Origin of the sequence: Azospirillum sp. TSO5, assembly GCF_003116065.1 — a bacterium.
In the GTDB taxonomy this organism is placed as follows: domain Bacteria; phylum Pseudomonadota; class Alphaproteobacteria; order Azospirillales; family Azospirillaceae; genus Azospirillum.
Genome location: NZ_LGQY01000157.1, coordinates 1 through 15,546, shown reverse-complemented (window position 1 = coordinate 15,546; position 15,546 = coordinate 1). Strand labels below are relative to the sequence as shown.

Annotated in this window: 8 protein-coding genes and 1 pseudogene; 5 read left to right on the top strand and 4 right to left on the bottom strand. The window is 68.6% G+C overall.

From position 1 onward, the window contains the following. Positions 1-2,360, bottom strand: a pseudogene (locus tag TSO5_RS30595) (hypothetical protein); the annotation flags it as partial. Between the two features lie 339 nt (positions 2,361-2,699). On the opposite strand from TSO5_RS30595, the gene TSO5_RS30590 reads away from it, so the two are divergent. After that, complete coding sequence (locus TSO5_RS30590) at positions 2,700-6,788, top strand: ABC transporter transmembrane domain-containing protein (protein ID WP_247871049.1); 4,089 nt, start codon at positions 2,700-2,702, stop codon at positions 6,786-6,788. Positions 6,789-6,830: 42 nt separating this feature from the next. After that, positions 6,831-8,165, top strand: a complete 1,335-nt coding sequence (locus tag TSO5_RS30585; protein WP_109155135.1) for an HlyD family type I secretion periplasmic adaptor subunit — start codon at positions 6,831-6,833, stop codon at positions 8,163-8,165. 129 nt (positions 8,166-8,294) lie between these two features. Here TSO5_RS30585 and TSO5_RS30580 read toward each other — a convergent pair whose 3' ends face one another. Continuing rightward, entirely contained in the window at positions 8,295-8,495 is a 201-nt protein-coding gene (locus tag TSO5_RS30580) for a hypothetical protein (RefSeq protein WP_109155134.1), read from the bottom strand. 319 nt (positions 8,496-8,814) lie between these two features. Between TSO5_RS30580 and TSO5_RS30575 the strand changes: the two genes are divergently transcribed. Beyond that, on the top strand, positions 8,815-10,362 hold the full coding sequence (locus TSO5_RS30575) for a hypothetical protein (protein ID WP_109155133.1): 1,548 nt from the start codon (positions 8,815-8,817) through the stop codon (positions 10,360-10,362). A gap of 19 nt (positions 10,363-10,381) precedes the next feature. On the opposite strand, the gene TSO5_RS30570 is transcribed toward TSO5_RS30575, so the two are convergent. Continuing rightward, the gene (locus TSO5_RS30570; protein ID WP_247871048.1) at positions 10,382-11,128 is read right to left on the bottom strand and encodes a response regulator transcription factor; all 747 of its coding nucleotides are present in this window, start codon (positions 11,126-11,128) and stop codon (positions 10,382-10,384) included. A gap of 97 nt (positions 11,129-11,225) precedes the next feature. Next, positions 11,226-12,824 (bottom strand): ATP-binding protein, encoded by a 1,599-nt coding sequence (locus tag TSO5_RS30565; protein WP_109155132.1) that lies wholly within the window; start codon positions 12,822-12,824, stop codon positions 11,226-11,228. 39 nt (positions 12,825-12,863) lie between these two features. On the opposite strand from TSO5_RS30565, the gene TSO5_RS32480 reads away from it, so the two are divergent. Beyond that, entirely contained in the window at positions 12,864-13,151 is a 288-nt protein-coding gene (locus tag TSO5_RS32480) for a hypothetical protein (RefSeq protein ID WP_146203873.1), read from the top strand. Positions 13,152-13,223: 72 nt separating this feature from the next. Then, positions 13,224-15,536 (top strand): FdhF/YdeP family oxidoreductase, encoded by a 2,313-nt coding sequence (locus tag TSO5_RS30560; RefSeq protein ID WP_109155131.1) that lies wholly within the window; start codon positions 13,224-13,226, stop codon positions 15,534-15,536. The last annotated feature ends 10 nt before the right edge of the window (positions 15,537-15,546 follow it).

The following is a 15,546-nucleotide window of genomic DNA, read 5'->3' as shown; positions in this document are numbered from 1 at the left end:
GCCAGCGCGATGGCGGTGTCTTCGTTGCCGGACGCGGCGGTGACGCTGAGGGTCGGGGTGTCGGTCACCGGATCGACGGTAACGTGCAGGGTCTCGCTCTTGGTGGCTTCGGTGGCGACACCGTCCTTGGCGATGGCGGTGACGGTTAGGTCGAAATCGACATCGCTGTTCGCCGGCGGCGTGATCGTCAGGCCGGCCAGCTGCGCCGGAGTCAGCGTCCAGGTTCCGTCGGCATTGTGCGTGCCGGCGCTGAGCGTCGCCCCGGACGGAACGCCGGCGATGGAGATCGTCAGCGCTTCCGAGCCGTCGGTATCGGTCAGGGCCGGGCTGATGGTCAGAGCGATGGCGGTGTCTTCATTGCCTTGGGCGGCGCTGACCGTCAGCGTCGGCGTGTCTGACACCGGATTGACGGTGACCAGCAAGGGCGCGCTGGTGCTTGCCGTGGCGGCATCGCCGTCCTTACTGGTGGTCGTGACGGTGAGGGTGAAGTCCGCGTCACTGTTCTCCGGCGGCGTAATCGCCAGACCGGCCAACTGGGCAGGCGTCAGGGTGATCGAGCCGCCGGAGATGGTCAGCGCCTCGCCGGCCGTGTTGGTCAGAACCGCCCCGTCCGGAATCCCGGAGATGGTGATGCTCAGGGTTTCCGATCCATCCGTGTCCGTCAGGGCCGGATTGATCGTCAGCGGGATCGCCGTGTCCTCGTCGCCTGCCGCCGCCTGGACGGTGAGCGTCGGCGTGTCCGACACCGGCGCGACGGCCACGGCCAGCGTCTGTGTCACCGATACCGGGTCGGCAGTGCCGTCCTTGGCCGTGGCGGTGACGGTCAGGGTGAAGTCCACGTCGCTGTTCTGCGGCGGCGTGATGGTCAGGCCGGCGAGCTGGGCCGGCGTCAGCGTCCAGGTCCCGTCGCTATTGTGGGTGCCGGCGCTGAGCGTCGCGCCGCCCGGAACGCCGCTGATGGTGATGCTCAGCGTTTCCGAGCCGTCGAGGTCGGTCAGCGCCGGGCTGATGGTCAGCGGAATGGCGGTGTCTTCATTGCCGGACGCGGCGCTGACCGTCAGCGTCGGCGTGTCGGTCACCGGGGTCACCGTGACCACCAGCGGCACGCTGGTGCTGGCCGGAGCGGCAGTGCCGTCCCGGCTGGTCGCGGTGACGGTCAGGGTGAAGTCGGCATCGCTGTTCGGCGGCGGTGTGATCGCCAGACCGGCCAGCTGGGCCGGCGTCAGGGTGATCGAGCCGCCGGAGATGGTCAGCGCCTCGCCGGCCGCGTTGGTCAGAACCGCCCCGTCCGGGATGCCGCCGATGGTGACGCTCAGCGTCTCCGACCCGTCGGTGTCGGTCAGGGCCGGACTGATCGTCAGCGGGATCGCCGTATCCTCCGCCCCCGTCACCGCCGCGACGCCGAGCGTCGGCGTGTCGGAGACCGGATTGACGGTGACCGGCAACGTGGTGGTGACACTGTTGGGGGTGGCGCTGCCGTCGGTGCTGGTGGCGGTCACGGTCAGGGAGAAGCTGTCGTCGCTGTTGGGCGGCGGGGTCAGCGTCAGGCCGGGAATCTGCGTGGAGGCCAGCACGATGCTGCCGTTCACCACCGTCAGCACCGCGCCGGATCCGTCGCGCAGCACCGCCCCGTCCGGGATGCCGGACAGGGTGACGGTCAGCACCTCCGTCCCGCCGGTGTCGGTCAGGGCGGCGGCGATGTTGAGGGCGATGGCCGTGTCCTCATCGCCCGACACGCCGTTCACCGTCAAGCTGGGCGTATCGGACACCGGCGCCGGCGTGGTGGCGGCAGTAAGGTCGGGCGGGGTGGCGGTCGGGGCGTCCAGGACGGTGACGGGGGCGGCGTTGGGGACGGTCCCGTCGTCGATCACCTGATCGGGCGTCTCTGGCACGGGGATGTCCGGCAGCGCGACGGCGAGTTCGGTGTAGGTGGTCGTCGTGCGTGCGTTGGACAGCAGCTCCGCCCGCTCGGCGGTGCCGCCGTTGCCCTCGCGGCTCTCCCCCTCCGACAGGCCCGACCCTTCGGGGCCGGCCGGGCCGGAGCCGCGGGTGCCTTCGGTGCGCAGGACATCGCCGTTCAGCAGCAGCGCGTTCACCGCCCGGTCGGTGGCGACCCCCACCGCTTCGCCGACGACGGACCCGGTCTGCACCGCGCCGCCGACCATCAGATCCTCGGCGCCGCGATAGTCGGTCTGGACATAGCCCAGCGTATCGTCGGGCCGCTGCAGCTGGACGCTGCTCGCCTCATGGATGACGCCGCCCAGCCGGGTGCCATCGACCTGCTGCAGGAGGGTCAGATCGTCCAGGATCTGACGATCGTCGACCGCCGGGACATTGCCTTGCACCGCTTCCTCAGCCATCGGACCGCTCCATAAGAGGGATGCGAAGTCGCACCACGCCACTCGTCACGACCCTAGGTTCTAGCGTTCTGACTTGCTTGTGATAAGAAACATCCTGTGATGAGTTTCAACAGCTTGGACGCTGAACCGACGATCGCAACCATCCTGCCGCCTGCGTTCCACGACACAAAACCACTTGGAAACGCTTGATTTTCCTCCCCTTTTGCACAGGTTCGGAAGGGGTGTGCGCAACACATTATGTCACTCGGTTGCCTTTTGTTGCTATTCGCGGATTTACCTATCACTAGCAATTGTGGTGTTGATTAGCGCCCGGTTAACTCCGTGAACAGGTTGGTCGTCTTGCAGTCCGCATCCCCGTCCACCATCAGCACCGCACCGCGCAACGGCGCGGCCAATGCGTCCACCGGCCGCGACCGGGCGGCCGAAAAGGCGGCCCGGCGCCTGCTGTCGGGCATGCTGGGGCCGCGCCGCGACCGGGCGATGCTGGTCCTGGCGTCCTTTGCGCTGAACATCTTCGCGCTGGCGCTGCCGGTCACGCTGCTGCACGTCTACGACCGCATCCTGCCGAACGAGTCCTACGGCACCATGCTTCTGCTCGGCATCGGCTGCGGGGCGGCGGCGGTGATGGAGGCGATCCTTCGCGTCGCGCGCTCGGCGCTGACCACCTGGATGGGCGCCCGGATCGAGCATCGGTCGAGCGCGGCGCTGATCGACCGGCTGATGCACATGCCGCTGAACGCCTTTTCCCAGCAAGGGATCGGCACCCATTTCGAGGTCTACCGCGCGATCAAGATGGTGCGGGAGTTCTATTCGGGCCAGGCGCTGCAGTCGGCCATCGACATCCCCTTCGCCGTTCTCTACCTGGGGCTGATCGCGCTGCTGGCCGGCTGGCTGGCGGTGATCCCGGTGGCGGTGCTGGCGCTGTTCCTGATCGTCGGCGCCGTGCTGGGCCGGCGGATGCGCCGGGCGCTGGAAAGCCGCCACACGCTGGAGGAACGGCGCCTGAACTTCATCAGCGAGGTGCTGGCCGGCGTCCATACCGTGAAGGGGCTGGGGGCCGAAGCCGGGCTGCTGCGCCGTCACGAACGCCTGCAGCAGGGCTGCAGCGAGGAGGATTTCGCCGTCGCGCGGCTCAGCGGTTCGGCCTCCGTCGTCGCAGCCACGCTGGCGCAGGCGACGATGATGCTGGTGGTGATCCTGGGCAGCGTGTCGGTGATCGACGGCACGATGACCACCGGTGTGCTGACGGCCTGCTCTATGCTGGCCGGACGCTGCGTGCAGCCGGTGCAGGCATTGTTCGACCGCTGGGTCCGCTACCAGTCGGTGTCGCTGGCCCTGCGCCGCATCGGCCATGTCCTGCTGGAGGTCGGAGTCGACAGTGCCGCGGCACAGCCGCAAGGCGGCGGCAAGGCCGGGGCGGACGGCAAGGCCGGGGGCGCGGTCGGCATGGCGCTGGCCCCCGGCTCCATCGAGATGGACAAGGTCCGCTTCGCCTACGACCGCGGGCCGGAGATCCTAAGCGGCCTGTCGCTGAGCGTCGGGCCGGGCGAGTTCCTGGGTGTGGTGGCGACCAACAGTTCGGGCAAGACCACGCTGCTGCGCCTGATCCTGGGCGTGCTGCGGCCAGGTTCGGGCGAGGTGCGGGTCGGCGTGCGCGCCCTGACCGAGGCAGACGCCATGATCGGCATCGGCGGCGTCGTCTATGTCGGCGAGCATCCGGAGCTGTTCAAAGGCACCATCCTGCAGAACCTGACCCTGTTCGACCCCGGCCGGGCCGATCTGGCCATGGAGGTCTGCCGCCGCCTGGGCCTCGACCGCCGCATCGCCAGCCTGCCGCAGGGGTACGAGACCATCGTCGGCGACGCCTCGCAGGAGGCTCTGCCGCGCGGCGCCCGCCAGTTGATCTGCCTCGCCCGCGCGCTGGTGCGCGAGCCCGCCGTGCTGCTGCTGGACGAGCCGAACTCCTCCCTCGACGTCGAGTCCGACAAGGCCTTCCGCCGCGCGCTGGACGAACTGCGCGGCAGCGTCACCATCCTGCTGGTCACCAGCCGTCCGTCGCTGCTGTCGCTGGCCGACCGGGTGGTGCAGATCGTCGACGGCCATGCCGTCACCCGCAACCCGGAGGCCGGAAGCGTCGGCGGGCAGCCGGCCCTGGTCGCCGCCACCGCCGCCCCGGCGGCCGAGGCGGAGGCCAAGACCGGGGCGGAGCCGATCCGCGCCACCCATGACGATGGCGACATCCTGCGCCGCCGGCTGGCCGAAGCCTCGGCGGTCGGCGCCTGCATGGTCCCGCTGCTGGACGCGCTGGGCTGGCGCGGCGCGCCGCAGACACTGGCGGAGGCCCTGCCCCACTTCTCCGAGGTGCAGACGGTGGAGGAGCTGTGCGACGTGCTCCAGCGCCTGCATTTCGAAGGGCGCAGCCTGCGCTTCGATCTCGGCCGGCCGGAGCCGTCGCTGCTGCCCTGCCTGTTCCAAGCGCGCGACGGCGGCATCTACACGCTGCTGTCCGCCGACGCCGACGGCGTCACCGCCTTCAGCGGCCGGTCGCGCGAGACGGTGATGCTGAATTTCGGCAAGGGCACCGCCTATGTCTTCACCCCGCTGGAGGCGGCGGCCGGCGCCGGCAACCAGAACTGGGTCGGCACGGTCATCCATGCCTATCTGCCGCTGCTGTGGGCGGTGCTGGGGCTGAGCGCGGTCATCAACCTGCTGTCCGTCGCCGCCCCGCTCTTCACCATGGCGATCTACGACAAGGTCATCGGCACCGGGTCGTTCGACACGCTGGCGACCATCGCCGTCGGTGCGTTCCTGGTGATCGCCGGCGACTTCGCCCTGCGTCAGATCCGCGGCCGGGCGCTGGCCCATGCCGGCTCCCGCATCGCCCGCAGCATCAGCAACGCCACCATCGAGCGCATCCTGATGCTGCCGGTGGGGTTGAGCGAGCGCGCCGCCATCGGCACGCAGATCGCCCGGGTGAAGGATCTGGAATCGATCCGCGACTTCATCAGCCAGGGGCAGGTCGCGGCCTTGTTCGACGTGCCCTTCGCCCTGTTCTATCTCGGGGTGATGGCGTTGCTGGGCGGGCCGCTGGCGCTGGTGCCGCTGGGCGCCGTGCTGGTGACCGCCGCCATCGGCGCCGCCGTCCACCCGATGGTGCGCGCCCGCACCGGCACCACCGCACGTGCCGACACCGAACGGCAGGAATTCTTCGTCGAGATGGTCGCCAAGATGCCGGCGCTGCGCGCCATCGGCGGGCTGGCCCATTGGCGCGACCGTTACGACCGGCTGTCGGCCCGCACCGCGCGGTCGGGCCACACCGCCGCCAACCTGTCGGCGACCCACGCGGCGCTGGCCGGGCTGGTGGTGCCGGTCGCCGGGCTCGCCACCGTCGGCGTCGGCGCCTTGCAGGTCTTCGCCGGCACCATGACGCCGGGTGCGCTGATGGCGTCGATGATGCTGCTGTGGCGGGTGATGGTGCCGCTGCAGACCGCCGTCTCCATGCTGCCGCGCATCGAGCAGCTGCGCGCCAACGCCCGCCAGATCAACGGCCTGATGAGCATCCGGCCGGAGCGCGAGTCGCGCTGCGCCACCCTGCAGCCGCGCAAGCTGAAGGGCGAGGTCTCCTTCTCCCGCGTGTCGCTGCGCTATCGCAACGATGCCGATCCGGCGCTGGTCGGCGTGACCTTCTCCGTCAAGCCGGGGCAGATCGTCGCCATCGTCGGGTCGGACGGCGCCGGCAAATCGTCGCTGCTGAAGGTGATGTTGGGGCTCTATGCGCCACAGGCCGGCAATGTGCGGATCGACGGCGTCGACATCCGCCAGATGGACCCGATCGACCTGCGCAAGTCGGTCGGCTATGTGCCGCAGGCCAGCTCGCTGTTCTACGGCACCATCGCCCAGAACCTGCGCTTCGCCGACCAGACCGCCGACGAGGCCGAGCTGCGCTGGGCGCTGTCGCTGGCCGGCGCTCTGGACGAGGTGGAGGCACTGCCGCGCGGGCTGGACACCCGCATCGGCGACAACCAGTCGCTGCGCCTGTCGCCAAGCCTGACGCAGAAGATCTGCCTGGCCCGCGCCTATATCCGCCGGCCGCGCATCCTGCTGCTGGACGAGCCGGCCAGCCGGCTGGATTTCGAGGGCGACAAGGCCCTGCACGCGGCGCTGGCCGCGCTGCGCGGCCACAGCACCATCTTCCTGGTCACCCACCGGCCGAGCCACCTGACGCTGGCCGACACGGTGCTGACCATGGACGCCGGCATGATCGCCCCGGCCAACCCGGCCGGCGGCCTGCCCGGTCCCCGCCCGGTTGGTCCGGGGGCTGGTCCGGGTGGTGGCGGCAGCAGCGTCGCCAACGGCATCGCCGGGGCGCTGCTGGGCGGGATCGGGCTGCAACGCCCGCCCGGCGTCGCCGCCACGCCGCAGCGCTGACCCGTTTCGCTCCCTCCTTTCCGCATTCAGTGTGATCCGCAGATGGCCGCCTCAGACCTCGCCCGCCCCACCGGCAAATCGCTCAGCGCCGACGATGCGACGCTGTCGCTGGTCCGTGCGACCATCCTCGTGCTGGTCCTGCTGCTGGCAGCATTGCTGACCTGGGCCACGCTGATGCCGGTCAAGGAGGCCGTCGTCACCGCCGGACAGGTGGTGCCGTCCGGCAACTCGCAGGTCGTCCAGCATCTGGAAGGCGGCATCGTGTCGGCCATCCTGGTCAAGGAGGGCGATCTGGTCGAGGCCGGCCAGCCGCTGATCGTCTTCGATCCCAAGCAGGTCCAGGCCGAGCGCGAGCAGATGAACGCCCGCCTGCTGACGCTGGAACTGCGGGCGGAGCGGCTGCGCGCCTTCGCCGCCGGGCGGGAGCCGGACTTCGCCCGCGTCGCCGGACCCGGCACGCCACAGGCGGAGGCCCAAAGGGAGGCGCAAATCGCCGACCAGCGCCTGATCTACGACACCCAGCGCAAGGCGCGCGACACCGCCATCGCCGTGCTGCAGGCCCAGGTGTCGCAGCGCGAGGCCGAGCTGGCGCTGTATGAAGGGCAGCTGGCCAACATCAAGGACCAGATCACCTTCATCACCGGATCGGTCGACATCCGCAACAGGTTGGAATCCATGGGCCTGTCGTCGAAGCTGCAATCGCTGGAAACCCAGCGCGAGCAGTCGCGCCTGATGGGCGAGCAGCGGCGGATCGAGGGCCAGATCATCGCCACCCAGCAGGCGATCACCGAGGCCGGCAACCGCATCCTCGACCAGTCGGCCAAACTGTCGCAGGACGCCGTGACCGAGATGGGCACCGTCACCGCCGAAATCGCCCAGCTGCGCGAGGCCCGCGCCAAGCTGGACGACCGCGCCGAGCGGCTGACCGTGCCGTCGCCGGTGCGCGGGCTGGTGCAGGATCTGCGGATCAACACCATCGGCGCCGTGGTGCCGGAAGGCGGCGTCCTGATGCAGATCGTCCCGGTCGACCACGAGATGACGGTGGAGGCGCATGTCACCCCGCGCGACGTCGGCCATCTCCAGGTCGGGCAGGAGGCGACGGTGAAGGTGCTGACCTACGACTTCGCCCGCTACGGCGCCATCACCGGCACGCTGCAGCGCATCTCCGCCTCCACCTTCCTGGACGAACAGAAACGCCCCTACTACAAGGCGGTTGTGGCGCTCAGCCGCAACCATGTCGGCCGCGACGAGGTCCAGCACCCGGTCCTGCCCGGCATGACCACCCAGGTGGAGATGCCCACCGGCGAGCGGTCGCTGCTGGAATATCTGCTGAAGCCGATCTACTTCGCCCTGTCCGACAGCTTCAACGAACGGTGAGGGGTGGGCGTCGTGCCGATAAGCGCCCTCTCCCGGGACGGGAGAGGGAGATACGGGGGCCCTCCCCCCGGAAACAAGAAAGGCCGCCGGTCCTGGGTAGGACGGGCGGCCGATGGAAAGCGCGAGCAGTCAGTAAGCGCCGAGCGACCGGGCGGCGGCGGTGAATTCCTCGGCCAGCCAGCCTTCATGCTCGATCAGGTGGCCCATCAGACGCTTCAGCGCCGCCTCGTAGACCTCGGCGCGCTCGCCATCGGGCAGGCCCGCCACGTCCAGGCGGGCGACGAAATCGTCCACCAGCTGTTCGGCCTTCCGGGTGTCGACTTTTGTCATGACGGGGAACAACCTGGGGTTTGTATCGGCGAGCTTCTGGGGAATCATCGGGGCGCCTTGATGCTGGACGCGGGGCCTTTGCGAATAATGGGTCTGCGACCGGCGGGTGTGAAGATGCGATTTAGCGTTTAAATGAAATAAATTTAGGCTGCATTTGATACATCTCGTTTCATGTGTCGTTGGCCGGTGGCGAAAAGCGGCAAACCGCAAGCGAGGTACAGCCCCGACACAGCTCGACAGAATATGTCACGACATACCAGTAGCAATCATTGGTGCCAGTACCTAAAATTGCCGCGACTCAGCAGCGCCCGTGAACGCCATGGCCGGCCGCCCCAACCGCAGCGCCTCCCTTCAGACCGTGCCGCTTCACGCGGTGGAACCGGATCCGGCAGCCGTCAGCCTCGACAAGGTCAAGGCGATCCTGGCCCCGCTGGACCGGGCGCAGAAGTCCAAGCTGTTCGAACTGGTGCAGGCGGGCCATCTGGAAGACGACCAGATGACGGTGGAGGTCGGCCGCCTGATCGTCGCCATGCTGAACGGCCCGCGCACCGAACATGCCCGGCGCATCTGGACCGGCTGGTTCGACCCGGTGATGCTGCGCACCGACGCGCTGATGCTGGCGGAAAGCCGGCCGCCCGGCTGCATGCATGTGGTCGACGCCAGCGCCTGGTGGTTCGCCCTGCTGCCGCATCTGCGTGACCTTGCCGGGCGGGTCCAGGCCGACATCGCCGACCGCGCCAGCGAGCATCCGCTCGACGCCGTCCTCGCCTCCCCCGCCGCCGCTGAGTGGGCGGAGGAGCTTCGCGTCCGTTCGCTGGAGATTCTGCGCCGGCGCGGCGCGGCCGGGCCGCTGCTGGCGACCGCCAACGCCGAGCGGATCACCCTGCTGCGCAAGCGCGGGCTGACCGGGGTGGCGCCGCTGTCGTTCGGCGATCTGGCGATGCTGGACGCCATGCTGGAGCATGCCCCGCTGTGGAAGGGCGCCGTCCGTCCGCGCGACACCATCGGCATCCTGCACATGGTGTCGGAGATGGCGGAACGCGGCGGTGCCGAAGGTGCGATGCAGTACGCCCTGGCCCTGCTGAACGGATCGCGCGATCCCGATCAGGCGCTGGCGCTCCATGGCCTGTCGCCCAACCCGGCTCTGGTCGAGGCGGCGGTCGGGCATGTGCAGTTCGCTTGGCAATGCCTGCGCCAGAAGCTGGAGGACCTGCATCTCGGCCGCCCTGCCCCGCCGCAGTTGACCGCCGGCGAGACGGTGGACCGGCTGCAGGAGCGCGCCTTCCGCTGGTACGATGCGCTGCAGGGCTTCGGCGTCGAGCGCGGCGGGCGCAACTGGGCGGCGGTGTCCGCCGCCGTCGGCCGGGTGACCGGGCTGGTGGAGGGAGAGGTGGTGCCGGTGCTGAGCCACCGCCTGCTGACGCTCAACGCCAGCAGCTCGGCCCGGCCGCTGATCGACCCGGTGCGCTTCATCAACGGCTTCAACCACCGGCTTCGCCGCCGCGGCATCGCCGCCTCGACCAATCCCTGGCTGACGGCGATCGGCGAGCATCTGGCCGGCCTGTTCCGGCAGATCGGCGCCTATGGCCGGGAGGATGCGCTGTCCGTCATGGCCGAGCTGTGCGAACTGGCCGAAGAGACCGGCTATCCCATCGAGGTGACGGCCATCGACAAGACGCTGCTGGCCATCGCCGAGCGGGCGCTGCGCGACGGCCGTGAACTGAACGCCGCCGAAAGCAGGCTGATCGAGCGCGTCGTCACCGTCGCGACCGAGGAACGCCGCCGCTGCCGCTGGTGGGTGTCGGGCGAACTGGTCAGCCTGCTGGATGCCGCCCAGCAGCGTGGCATCGGCCCGACGCCGCAATAGGCCCGGTCGGCAAGCCAACTCAGGACGACAGCGCGATCCCCGCCTTCACGGTGGCCAGCGCCAGCTGGGTGCGGTTGCGCACGCCCAGCCGCTGCATCACCGTGCGCAGATGCACTTTGATGGTTCCCTCCAGCACCCCCAGCGAGCGGGCGATCTCCTTGTTCGACCGGCCTTCCAGCAGAAGGCGCAGCACCTCGCGCTGACGCTCGGTCAGCCCGTTGACCGCGTCGCTCTCGCTGCGCGCGGGAGTGGCGGCGGAGGTCAGCGCGATGCGGACCGGTCGGCCGTCGGGTCGCGTCGGCGGCGCCGGTGCGAAGATTCCGCCGTCCAGCACGATGGGCAGCGCCTGGTCGAGCACCGCCCCTTCGCAGCCCTTGTGGACGAAGCCGCGGGCGCCGGCGCGGATGCAGGAGGCGATGACGTTGCCGTCGCTCGCCCCTGAGACGACGATCAGCGGCACGTCGCCGGCCGCCTCCAGCATGTCGGTCAGGCCGCTGTGCTCGTCGCTGTCGCCCATCTGCAGGTCGTAGAGGATGGCGGTGAAATCCGGCTCGGAGCGTACCTTGCGCACGGCCTCGGCCAGCGAACCCGCCTCGGCAACCACTGCTTGCTCGTAGCGTTGCCGCAAGGCCAGCGACAGGCCGTAGCGGACCAGCGCATGATCGTCCACGATCAGGAACCTGAGGGGATCGTCGGAGGGGGTCCGGCGGTCAGACACCATGTCCAGCTCTGCGGAACCATGGTCGTGCTGCACGTAATGATCCACGTTTGTTCCCTTTCATAGGTCGAAAGTGCCGTCACCCACCGGATCTGCGGGGAGCGACAGCAACCTTGGTGCCAAGCGGCAACCCGGATGAACCTTCTCATCCGGCTGTCTTTCCGGCGCATGGGGATGAGCGGTCAGCGAACCGGAAGTGCCAAGGCCATAAATCCGCGCCTGTGCCCCGACCCCGTCTCATTCCCCCCCCGCGCTTGCCCCGGGCCTTGTACCGGCGGCCATCGGCCTTCCGGCTTCGCGGGACCAGAACCGAGAAGACGGACCCCCGTCCCAGCGACGAGCGCAGCGCGATCCCGTGCCCGAGCTGACGGGCCAGCCGCGCCACGATGGCGAGGCCAAGGCCGACACCGCGCCTCTGATCGCGGTCCCGGTTGTCCAACTGCCGGAACTCCTCGAAGATGATGCTCTGGCTCGTCTCGCCGATGCCGGGACCGGTGTCCCACACCTCGATGCGCATGCAGGGGTTCCCCTCCATGTCACGACAGCGGCGGCAGCCCAGCAGGATCGATCCGGAACCAGTGTATTTCAGCGCGTTGGCAAGGAGGTTGCGCAGGATGCGCTCCAGAAGCTGCGCATCGCTGTGCACCACCGCAGTGCTGGCGACGACGCGGAAGCGGAGCCCGCGCATCTCCGCCTGGATGGTGAACTCGCCCTTGATGATGTCCAGCATGTCGCACATCGGCACCGGTCCGATGGCCGGGGTCAGCACCCCGGCGTCGAGGCGCGCGGTATCGAGCATGCCGTCCAGCAGGGTGCGGATCGACAGATGCGCCGCCAGAACCCCACCCAGGATCGGCCGCTCGGCATCGCCCAGCCGATGGCGCAGCACGTCGAGGAACAGCCCCATCGACATAACCGGCTGGCGCAGGTCATGGCTGGCCGAGGCGAGAAGCTGGAGCTTGTCGGCATCGGCGGCCCGCAGACGCTGCAGTTCCTCGTTGGAGCGGGCGAGCTGCAGGTTGGCGTCCTCGATGCGCTCCAGCGAGAGGCGCAGCTTCTCGTCCATGGCGCGCAGCTCTTCCAGCGAGGCGTTCAGTTCGCCGTCGGAGCGGTCGAACTCCCGGTTCCGGTGGTCCAGAGCACTTTCCCGCAGCGAGAGCCTTTCCTGCACCGCATCCAGTTGCGACAGCGTATCCCGGTATCGTCCGGTGACCATCCGCAGATCGTTGCGCTGGCGCGCGACCGTCTCGTTCGCGCCACTGTGGCGCTGCTCCAGATCCTCGATCTGCGTCTGCGCCTGCTCCAGTTCGGTGGACAGGCGCTGGACCTCGGATGTCGAGCGGTCTTCCTTCAGGTCCTCCGCCACGCAAATGAAATGCTCCGGCTCGCCGCTGGGGCCGATCAGCGGCGCGATGACCAGCGAGCACAGATAGTCGCTGCCATCCTTGCGCCGGTTGACCAGGGTGCCGCGGGCGACCTCGCCGTTCCGAAGGTCGCGCCTCATGGCGGCGGACACCGCCTTGTCGGTGCGCGCGCATTGCAGCATGCGGGGCGACCGGCCGATCACCTCGTCCGCCCGATAGCCCGTGAGGCGGGTGAAGGCCCGGTTGACATAGCGGATGACCGGCCCCGGCGCGGCGAGAGCCCGGTCGGTAACGATGACCGCCTGCTCCAGCCGATCCCAGATCGGTTGGATTATCAGCGGCCTGGCTTTGGGCTCCCGCAATCCCTGTACATCCGGCATCTCAACGCAGTCCTTTTCAAGGCCAGCGGTTCACAGTGCATGATGTTGGGTCAGGACACCTGCATTTCGCATGACCTGCTAACTGTCGAGATGCCAAATCGTTGCGGTCATATGACTTCAGAGAAGCAATTCCGGTATTTGGATGCCGTTCGCGGCGCAGCGGCGAAAACGCCGCGCATCCGACGAATCTTTGCCAAAGACGGTTATTTTGCCCCCTGTTCTCTTTGGCGCGAGGCGATGGGCAAGGCCCGGCGGGCAGCGCTGCGCACCCATGCGGAAGACAGGCTGAGCCGAAATTCCGGAGGGCCGGAACCGGATCGTGTCTGAGGAGTTGGACTTGAAGCCAGTGCAGCCAGCCCCCTGAAAGTCATGACCGAATCGCAGAGAAAGACCGATCCCATGAGCATCGACGGATTGTCGGACGACAAGGACACCCCGCATTACGACGGCCCGGCCGGCGGCTGGGGATCGGTCGGGTCGATGGCCCGCATCATGGGGGAGGAGCGGCCGACCCCCGCCGTGCTCGACACGCTGCGCCGGCAGAACAAGCCCGGCGGCTTCATGTGCGTGTCCTGCGCCTGGGCCAAGCCGGCCAAACCCCACACCTTCGAGTTCTGCGAGAACGGCGCCAAGGCGACGATCTGGGAACTGACCAGCCGGCGCTGCACGCCCGATTTCTTCGCGGAGCACACGGTTACCGAGTTGAAGGGTTGGAAGGATTACGACCTGGAACAGCAGGGACGGCTGACCCACCCCATGCGCTATGACCGGGCCAGCGACCGCTATGTGCCCTGCGCGTGGGACGAGGCCTTCGCGGCCATCGGGTCGGAGTTGCGCGCCATCGACCCGGAACAGGCGGTGTTCTATTCGTCGGGCCGCGCCAGCCTGGAAACGTCCTATCTCTACGCGCTGTTCGCGCGGCTCTATGGGCACAACAACCTGCCCGACAGCTCCAACATGTGCCACGAGACGACCTCGGTCGGGTTGAAGAAGGTCATCGGCTCGCCGGTCGGTACCTGCGTGCTGGACGATTTCGACAGCTGCAACGCCATCTTCTTCTTCGGCCAGAACACCGGGTCGAACAGCCCCCGCCTGCTCCACCCGTTGCAGGACGCGGTGAAGCGCGGGGCGAAGATCGTCACCTTCAACCCAGTGCGGGAAAAGGGACTGGAGAGCTTCCGCAATCCGCAAAGCCCGCTGGAGATGCTGACCGGCAAGGAGACCCAGATCTCCACCCTGTATTTCCAAGTGAAGGCCGGCGGCGACATCGCGGCGATCACCGGCCTGATCAAGCATGTGCTGGCGGCGGAGGAAGAGCGGCAGAAGGAGGGCAAGCATGTCCTCGACCCCGATTTCATCGCCCAGCACACCGTCGGCTTCGAGGAGATGAAGGCGCGGGTGGACGCCATCGGCTGGGAGGAAATCGAAGACGAATCCGGTCTGACCCGCGCGGATCTGAAACAGGCCGCCGACATCTATGTCGAGGCCGATCGCTCCATCGCCATGTACGGCATGGGCCTGACCCAGCAGGTGCACGGGTCGGAGACGCTGGCGGCGCTGGTGAACCTGTGGCTGCTGAAGGGCAACATCGGCCGCGATGGCGCCGGCATTTCCCCCGTGCGCGGCCATTCCAACGTGCAGGGGCAGCGCACCGTCGGCATTTCCGAAAAGCCGGAGCTGGTGCCGCTCGACCGGCTGGCCGAACTGTTCGGCTTCGAGCCGCCGCGCAAGGAGGGGGTGAACACCGTCAAGGCCTGCGAGAAGATCCTGTCGGGCGAGGTGAAGGCCTTCATCGGCCTCGGCGGCAACTTCGTCCGCGCGATTCCTGAGCGCGAACGGATGGAGGCGGCCTGGACGCGCATGCGCCTGACCGTGCAGGTGGCGACCAAGCTGAACCGCAGCCACCTGATCAACGGCGAGGTCGCCTATCTGCTGCCCTGCCTCGGCCGGTCGGAGGAGGATGTGCAGGAGAGCGGCGCGCAGGCGGTGACGATGGAGGACAGCCTAAGCTGCATCCACGGCTCGCTCGGCAACAACACGCCGGCCAGCCCGGACCTGAAGTCGGAGGTCGCCATCGTCGCCGGCATGGCGAAGGCGACCCTGACGCCGAACCCGAAGGTGACCTGGGATGACTGGGTGGCCGATTACCGCCGCATCCGCGCCCTGATCGAGGAGACCTATCCCGACAAGTTCCACCGCTTCAACGAGCGGGTCTTCACCCCCGGCGGCTTCTACCGCGGCAATCCGGCGCGCGAGCGGATCTGGAAGACGGAGTCCGGCAAGGCCCACTTCACCCCACCGGGCCGCCTGCGCGCCGTCGGCTTCGAGGATGCGCCGGGCCGCTGGCGGCTGATGACCATGCGGTCGAACGACCAGTTCAACACGACGATCTACGGCTATTCCGACCGCCTGCGCGGGATCGAGGGCACCCGCGACGTGCTGCTGATGAACCCGCTGGACATTGCCGCCGCCGGCTTGCAGGAGGGTCAGGTGGTGGCGCTGGCGAGCGATGCCGGCGACGATGTGGACCGCCGGGTCGGCGGGCTGACGGTGACGCCCTTCCACCTGCCGCGCGGCTGCGTCGGGGCGTATTACCCGGAGATGAACCCGCTGATCCCGCTGTGGTATCACGACGAGGCGTCGAAGACGCCCGCCGCGAAGGGGGTGCCGGTGCGGATCGTGGCGGAGGGGGTGGGGGCCGACGGAGCCTGAGCGGCGGCCC

Coding starts and splice junctions, on each gene's coding strand:
- TSO5_RS30580 (WP_109155134.1), bottom strand. CDS start 8,495: ATGACAAAAGTCGACACCCGGAAGGCCGAACAGCTGGTGGACGATTTC.
- TSO5_RS30575 (WP_109155133.1), top strand. CDS start 8,815: ATGGCCGGCCGCCCCAACCGCAGCGCCTCCCTTCAGACCGTGCCGCTT.
- TSO5_RS30565 (WP_109155132.1), bottom strand. CDS start 12,824: ATGCCGGATGTACAGGGATTGCGGGAGCCCAAAGCCAGGCCGCTGATA.
- TSO5_RS30560 (WP_109155131.1), top strand. CDS start 13,224: ATGAGCATCGACGGATTGTCGGACGACAAGGACACCCCGCATTACGAC.
- TSO5_RS32480 (WP_146203873.1), top strand. CDS start 12,864: ATGATGTTGGGTCAGGACACCTGCATTTCGCATGACCTGCTAACTGTC.
- TSO5_RS30585 (WP_109155135.1), top strand. CDS start 6,831: ATGGCCGCCTCAGACCTCGCCCGCCCCACCGGCAAATCGCTCAGCGCC.